The sequence below is a fragment of the Dactylosporangium sp. NPDC005555 genome, assembly GCF_040605635.1.
GTDB lineage: Bacteria > Actinomycetota > Actinomycetes > Mycobacteriales > Micromonosporaceae > Dactylosporangium.
This window is the reverse complement of record NZ_JBEXDG010000039.1, coordinates 92769-98867: the sequence shown is the minus strand read 5'-3', so window position 1 is coordinate 98867 and position 6099 is coordinate 92769. Positions and strand designations below refer to the sequence as shown.

Sequence of the window (6099 nt, the reverse complement as noted above, 5' to 3'; positions counted from 1 at the left end):
TACACCCCCCTTTATCCACCCCCCCAAACGGTGCGCTTGTGTGCTCCCCCACCTTTCACCCCGCCGCCCTGCAACCCATCCTCCTTCCGGGGGCCCCCGCGCGCCGGGGCGGCGCCCCCCGCGCTTCGGTCAGTGCCGGTCGCGGACCAGCGCCATGATTTCGAGGAATCGCCGGGTGTACGGGGCCACGACATAGCCGCAGCCGGCGAGGCAGAGCATGAGATGGGTCCGGTCGACCCACGCGTCGGACATGGTGTCGTGCCCGAACACCGGCAGGGCGGCGCGGGCTAGGCCGAGCGCGGCCAGCGTCACCGCCGCCCGGTGGTAGTACTTGAACAGTCCGAGCACCTTGCGGTACTCACCGTCGGGCGGGTCGCCTTTGGGCATGGCGATGTGTGATGCCATGACACTCCTATGCCTTGAGGTGGCCATCCCCGTGCGCTCCGGGCAGAAGGTAACGAGTGTGGCCAAGCCGATCGAGACGTCACTATAACGAGCAGCGCATCGACGTCCAGCAGACGCCGATCTTGCACGTCGGCCCGCGAGAACGGCCCCGATCCCGCCGTCATTTCCGCTGCTCAGTGGCGCCGAACGGCGCCGGCGGGCACGAACGGAGGCGCCCACTCCGGCAAAGCCTACTAATCGGTACTTAATTATTGACCATTCTGCAAGTTGCAGATCAACACGTTCAACAGGCCGTATAGACCGACCTCTCTGCCAAAGCTTGATGCTTCACGTATCCTGATGAGATCATTACGACTAGGTCACGATCAAGGACGTCCCCGCAACCAGAGATTGACCTCGATCGTTCACCAGCTCATTGCGACAGCCGGGTCGGCAGGTCGCATCGCGACGCCACTGCTCGACGCAAGAACCGCGCCTCCCAAGGAAACGCGGTTCTCACATGCGCGCGGGTGTGCCGGATCAGCGCAGGAGGCGCTCGATGACGTCGGCGCCTTCGGTGGGGCCGCCGCCGGCCCGCATCGATGCGCTCATCGCGGCGACCCGGGCGAGGGTTTCCGGGTCGCTGGTGAGCTCGTCGACGGCGGCGCGCAGCGTGGCCGGGTCGAGGGTCGAGGCGGGCAGGTAGCGGCCGATGCCGAGTTCGTGCACGCGCTTGGCGTTGACGGTGTTCTCCGGGGTGTGCGGCACGACGACGCACGGGCAGCCGTGATACAGCGCCTCGACGAGGCTGCCCATGCCGCCGTGGGTCACGAAGACCGACGCCCGGGGCAGGACCGCGAGGTGCGGCATCCACTCGTGGGCCTCGACGTTGACGGCGGACACGCCCTCGTCCAGGGCGTTGCCGCGGCCGAGGGTCATGACGACGTGCCACGTCTTGTCGGCGAAGGCGTCGGCGCACAGCTGGAACATGCCGGTGCGTTCGTTGGACTCGGTGCCCATGGAGATGAGTGCCACCGGTACATCGGGATCCGGAGCGGTCCAGGTCACCGGCGGTGGCGTCGAAGGCAGGCAGTGGCCGAGGAACGTGAACTTGTCGTCGAACGTCTCGCCGTGCGGCTGGAGAGCGCGGGGCAGGAAGACGAGATTGTGCTCGTCGGCGACGGCCATCATCGCCCACATCTTCGCCGGGTCCGGCTCGACCTCGGCGAGGATCTCCATGATCGCCTCGACGCCCCGGTGGACGTAGTCGGAGTCCGGGTCCATCGTCTCGGCGTGCAGTGAGAAGTGGTCGTTGGAGGCCGTGTACGGGAAGTACTGCAGGGTCCGGACGCCCCACTCGCGGGCCAGGATCCGGGCCGGGACGAAGCTCTCGAAGTCGTAGACGATGAGGTCCGGCCGGTCGGATTCGAACGCGGCGCGGGCGGCCGGGATGACGCGCGTGTTGGCGTCGGCGAGGATGTCCAGCCCGAGGTCGGCGATCTCGTCGCTCTCCACGTGGCTGCTCGTGCTCAGCCGGCGCCGGACCGAGGTGTAGCCGGCCAGCGCCGCGCCGACGGAGGTCACCGTGGCCTCGTACATCGAGTCGACGACGTAGGTGATCCGGTGGCCCCGGTCCACCAGCAGCCGGGCGATCTGCAGCGTCGGGTTGAAATGCCCGAAGTCCGGGAAGACGAAAATGGCGACGTGAGAGGTCATGACACCCGCCGCGGGGGCAGGACGACGCCGTTGTCGAAGATGGCCGCCATGACCTCGGGCAGGTCGGCGGGCGACTCGACGTGCACGACGGGGAACGGGAAACCGATCCAGCCGCGCGGCAGCGACGGGCCGAGGACCAGACCGACACGGGTCTTGTGCCGGTGCATCTCGGCGCTCATGTCGTCGATGCGGATCGTCTCGACGGCGTTGCGGCTGAACATGTCGGCGACCTCGGCCGCGCTGGTCAGGGTGCGCGGCTCCAGCGAGGAGCACAGCGGCAGCACCGGGGTGCCGAGGCCGGCGCCGGGGGCGATGGCGGCGATGGAGTCGGCGACCGCCTGTCGCAGCGGCGTGTGTACCGCCACCGAGTTGGCCTCCTGCATCTGGACCTGCCCGAGCCCGCCGGACGCGGTGTACTCCGCGGCGAGGGCTTCGAGCGCCTCGCGGTAGCCGCTGAGCAGCAGGATGCGGAACGTGCCGGTGGGGTGGGTGCCGAAGTCGCCGGCGAGCCAGACCCCGTCGCGTTTCGGCTCGATGAGCAGGGCCTCGTCCTGGTCGACGGGCAGGAACGCGACGGCGACGCCTTCGGCGGGGCCGCCGGGGTCGCGGGGGCCGACGTGGTCCATCCGCATCAGCAGGTCGAACAGGTCCTTGCGGGGCAGCGCCCCGGCGAGGGACGAGCTGACCATCGAGCCGAGGCTGAGCCCGCCGACGGCGGCCGGATGGATGCCCTGGGTGGCGAGGACGTCGTGGATGCCGACCATGGCGGCGGCGAGGGCGACCGAGCCGTGCCGGGACCGCGCCTCCATGTCGTCCTGGTCGTCGTCGCGGCGGCGCAGCAGCAGGTCGAGGTCCAGTCCGGTCCAGGCGCTGACGTTGTCGTAGACCTTCTGCATGGCGGGGTTGGCCGCGTGGAACTCCATGATGCCGCGCGGGTCGTAGTTGAGCAGGTTCGTTCCGAAGATGAACGCGAGGCTCATGATGGCAGCCTTCTTCCGAGGTGGGTCACGTGGGCAGGAGCACGTCGTGCTCGCGGACCGCGGCCACGACCTGGCCGATGTCGTCCGGGGAGTCGACGTAGACGACGGGGAACGGGAACTCGAACCCGTCGCGGGGCAGGGTGGGGCCGAGGATGACGCCGAGCCGGGCGCCGAGCCGGCGCATCTGCCCGGTGAGGTGGTCGGCCCGGATCGGCTCGACGACGTTGCGGCTGAACTCGCTGCGGACCTGGTCGGCGCTGTGCAGCACGCGCGGCTCCAGTGACGAGCACATCGGCGTCGTCGGGTCGGTGAACGCGATGTCGGCGGCGATGCGGGTCAGGACGTCGCGGGCGCGGAAGCGCAGCGGGCTGTGCACCGCGACGGTCTCGTCGCTGAACACGAAGTACTCCGGCGGGTAGCCTGTCGCGAGCTGGTCCAGGGCCTCGCGGTAGCCGCTGAGCAGCAGCATCCGGAACGCGCCGCTGGTGTGCATGCCGAAGTCGCCGCCGAACCAGATGCCGGGCCGGGTGCCGTAGAACGACTCGTAGGTCTGCCCGAGCGGCAGGACGGCGGCGACGCAGCCCTCCGGCAGCTCGGGACGGTCGGGGCGCTGGTCGCCGTCGGTGTGGCCGAGCAGCCCGATGACGTCCTGCCGGGGCACCGCGCCGGACAGTGCGCCGGACACCATGGCGCCGAGGCTGATCCCGCCGACCATCGCCGGTTGGATGCCGTGCTCGCCGAGGAGGTCGGCGATGCCGAGCATGGCCGCGGCGAGCCCGACGGACGTGGTCCGGGAGCGCTGCGTGTCGTCCTCGACGGTGCGCAGCAGCAGGCCGACGTCGAGGCCGGTCCATTCCGCCGCCCGCTCATAGGCGACCCGGACGGCCTCGTGCTGCTCGTACAGTCCGATGAGGCCGGTCGGGTCGTAGGTCAGGTTCTTCTGGCCGAGGATGAACGCGAGGCTCACGGCGGCTCCTCTCGATGGGGTCGGGACGGCGTCTCAACAGGCGGCGCGCGACGCGGTGAACCGTTCGAGCTCCGCGACGACCTGGGACGGGGCGGGACGCTGCAACGCCTCGTCCCGCAGCGTCGCGGCGTTGCGGGCGTAGCCGTCCTCGGACACCAGACGGGCCACCGCGTCGCGGATCTCCTGCGGCCCGGCCTGGTCGTGCGGCAGGTACAGGCCCGCGCCGGCGTCCTGCAGGCCGCTGCCGCGCAGGGTCTGGTCGGCGACCGGGGTGGAGACGAACAGCTGCGGCACGCCGTGCACGAGTGCGGTGGCGTAGCTGCCGAAGCCGCCGTGGTGGATGAGGGCGGCGCAGCTGGGCAGCAGCGCGTGCAGCGGCACCGACTGCACCACCCGGGCGTTGTCCGGCACCGTGCCGAGCTCCCGCACCTGTTCGGGCAGGAGCGCCGCGACGACCTCGACGTCGAGGTCCGACAACGCGTCGAGGATCGCGGCCTTCGACACGTAGTCGCCGCCGTACCGTTCGGTGTTGGCCGCGCCGAGGCTCAGGCAGACGCGGGGCCGGGCGGGCGGTTCGGCGAGCCAGCCGGGCACGACGGCCGGGCCGTTGTAGGGCACGAACCGCACCGGGACGCGCCGGACGTCGGACGGCACCGACAGCCGGTCCGGCAGCGGGTCCAGGGTCAGCTGGCCGGTGATGAGCTCTTCGCTGAACGCGCCGCCGAGCTTCTCGGCGTGCCCGCCGAGCCAGTCGGCCATCGGGTCCTCGCGCCGGTCCTCGGGCTGCTCGTCGCGGAGCTTGGTGAACAACTGCCGCTTCATCGCCCAGACGTCGGCGAAACACATGGACCGCACGTGCGCGGCGCCCACGGCCCCGGCGGCGAGCCCACCGGCGTACGTGAGCGGATCCCACACGACGAGGTCGGGTCGCCAGTGACGGGCGAACGCGACGAGGTCGCCGATCATCGGCTCGTTGTAGTAGGCGAAGCCCCAGGCGCCCATCTGGGCCCGTTCGAGCTCCCGCTCCCAGGTGAGCTTCGCCGGGTCGAGCTCGCTCCAGTCGACGGACTCGACCTCCTGCGACTCGCGGTGCTGCGCCATCGCGGAGCTGATGTTGCTGTCGTCGCCGACACCGACGGCGGTCATGCCGGTGCGGGCGATGACGTCGGTGAACGCCGGCGAGCTGGCGACGCGCACCTCGTGACCGGCGGCGCGCATCGCCCACGCCATCGGCGTCATGCAGAACAGGTGGGACTTCTCAGGCAGCGTGACGAACAGCACCCGCATGACGGCTCCTACTACACGACGGCGGGTGTGAGCGACCCGCTGATGACGGCGAGGACGGCTGCCTGGTGTTTGGTGAGGAAGAAGTGGCCGCCGTCGTACACGTGCAGCACCGCCGGCCCGGTCGTGTGCTCGCGCCAGGCGTCGGCCTCCTCGACGCTGACCTTCGGGTCGTCGTGCCCGGTGAACGCCGTCACCGGGCAGCGCAACGGCTCGCCGTCCTTGTACACGTACGTCTCGGCGGCCTTGTAGTCGTTGCGGACGATCGGCAGCAGCATCTGCACCAGGTCCTCGTCGTCGAAGACCCGGGTGTCGGTCCCGCTGAGGGACTTCATCTCGGCGATGATGCCGGCGTCGTCGCGGCGGTGGACGTGCTCGTCGCGCAGCCGCGACGGGGCACGGCGGCCGGACACGAACAGGTGCAGGGGCTCCCGCGACCGGGCGGTGAGCCGGCGGGCGACCTCGAACGCGACGGTGGCGCCCATGCTGTGCCCGAAGAGCGCGAACGGCCGGTCCAGCCACGGCAGGATCGCCTCGGTGCACTGCTCGGCGAGCACGTCGAGGTCGTCGACGAGCGGCTCGGGCCGCCGCTCCTGCCGGCCCGGGTACTGGATCGACAGCACGTCGACGCCGGGTCCGGCACCGGCGGCGACGGGCACGTAGTACGGCGCGGAGCTGCCGGCGTGCGGGAAGCACACCAGCCGCACCGGGGCGTCGGGGCGCGGATGGTACCGGCGCACCCACAGGTCGCTGGTGGTCGTGGTCATG

6 protein-coding genes are annotated in these 6099 nt (G+C 70.7%); all 6 read right to left on the bottom strand.

Features of this window, described 5'->3' with window-relative positions; genetic code table 11:
- Positions 1-129: 129 nt before the first annotated feature.
- Positions 130-405 (bottom strand): hypothetical protein, encoded by a 276-nt coding sequence (locus ABZS58_RS34055; RefSeq protein ID WP_354787360.1) that lies wholly within the window; start codon positions 403-405, stop codon positions 130-132.
- Between the two features lie 519 nt (positions 406-924).
- Entirely contained in the window at positions 925-2100 is a 1176-nt protein-coding gene (locus ABZS58_RS34050) for a macrolide family glycosyltransferase (RefSeq protein ID WP_354787359.1), read from the bottom strand.
- A complete protein-coding gene (locus tag ABZS58_RS34045; protein WP_354787358.1) occupies positions 2097-3080 on the bottom strand; it encodes a hypothetical protein in 984 nt (327 codons plus the stop codon). The genes ABZS58_RS34050 and ABZS58_RS34045 overlap by 4 nt, the downstream gene beginning before the upstream one ends.
- A 25-nt stretch (positions 3081-3105) precedes the next feature.
- On the bottom strand, positions 3106-4047 hold the full coding sequence (locus ABZS58_RS34040; protein ID WP_354787357.1) for a hypothetical protein: 942 nt from the start codon (positions 4045-4047) through the stop codon (positions 3106-3108).
- Between the two features lie 33 nt (positions 4048-4080).
- Positions 4081-5334, bottom strand: coding sequence for an activator-dependent family glycosyltransferase (locus ABZS58_RS34035; RefSeq protein ID WP_354787356.1), 1254 nt, complete (start codon positions 5332-5334; stop codon positions 4081-4083).
- Positions 5335-5345: 11 nt separating this feature from the next.
- Positions 5346-6098 (bottom strand): alpha/beta fold hydrolase, encoded by a 753-nt coding sequence (locus tag ABZS58_RS34030; protein WP_354787355.1) that lies wholly within the window; start codon positions 6096-6098, stop codon positions 5346-5348.
- Between the last annotated feature and the right edge of the window lies 1 nt (position 6099).

Bases quoted from the DNA above. Each gene is read 5' to 3' on its own strand.
- ABZS58_RS34055 (WP_354787360.1), bottom strand. From the start codon at position 405: ATGGCATCACACATCGCCATGCCCAAAGGCGACCCGCCCGACGGTGAG.
- ABZS58_RS34050 (WP_354787359.1), bottom strand. From the start codon at position 2,100: ATGACCTCTCACGTCGCCATTTTCGTCTTCCCGGACTTCGGGCATTTC.
- ABZS58_RS34045 (WP_354787358.1), bottom strand. From the start codon at position 3,080: ATGAGCCTCGCGTTCATCTTCGGAACGAACCTGCTCAACTACGACCCG.
- ABZS58_RS34035 (WP_354787356.1), bottom strand. From the start codon at position 5,334: ATGCGGGTGCTGTTCGTCACGCTGCCTGAGAAGTCCCACCTGTTCTGC.
- ABZS58_RS34030 (WP_354787355.1), bottom strand. From the start codon at position 6,098: ATGACCACGACCACCAGCGACCTGTGGGTGCGCCGGTACCATCCGCGC.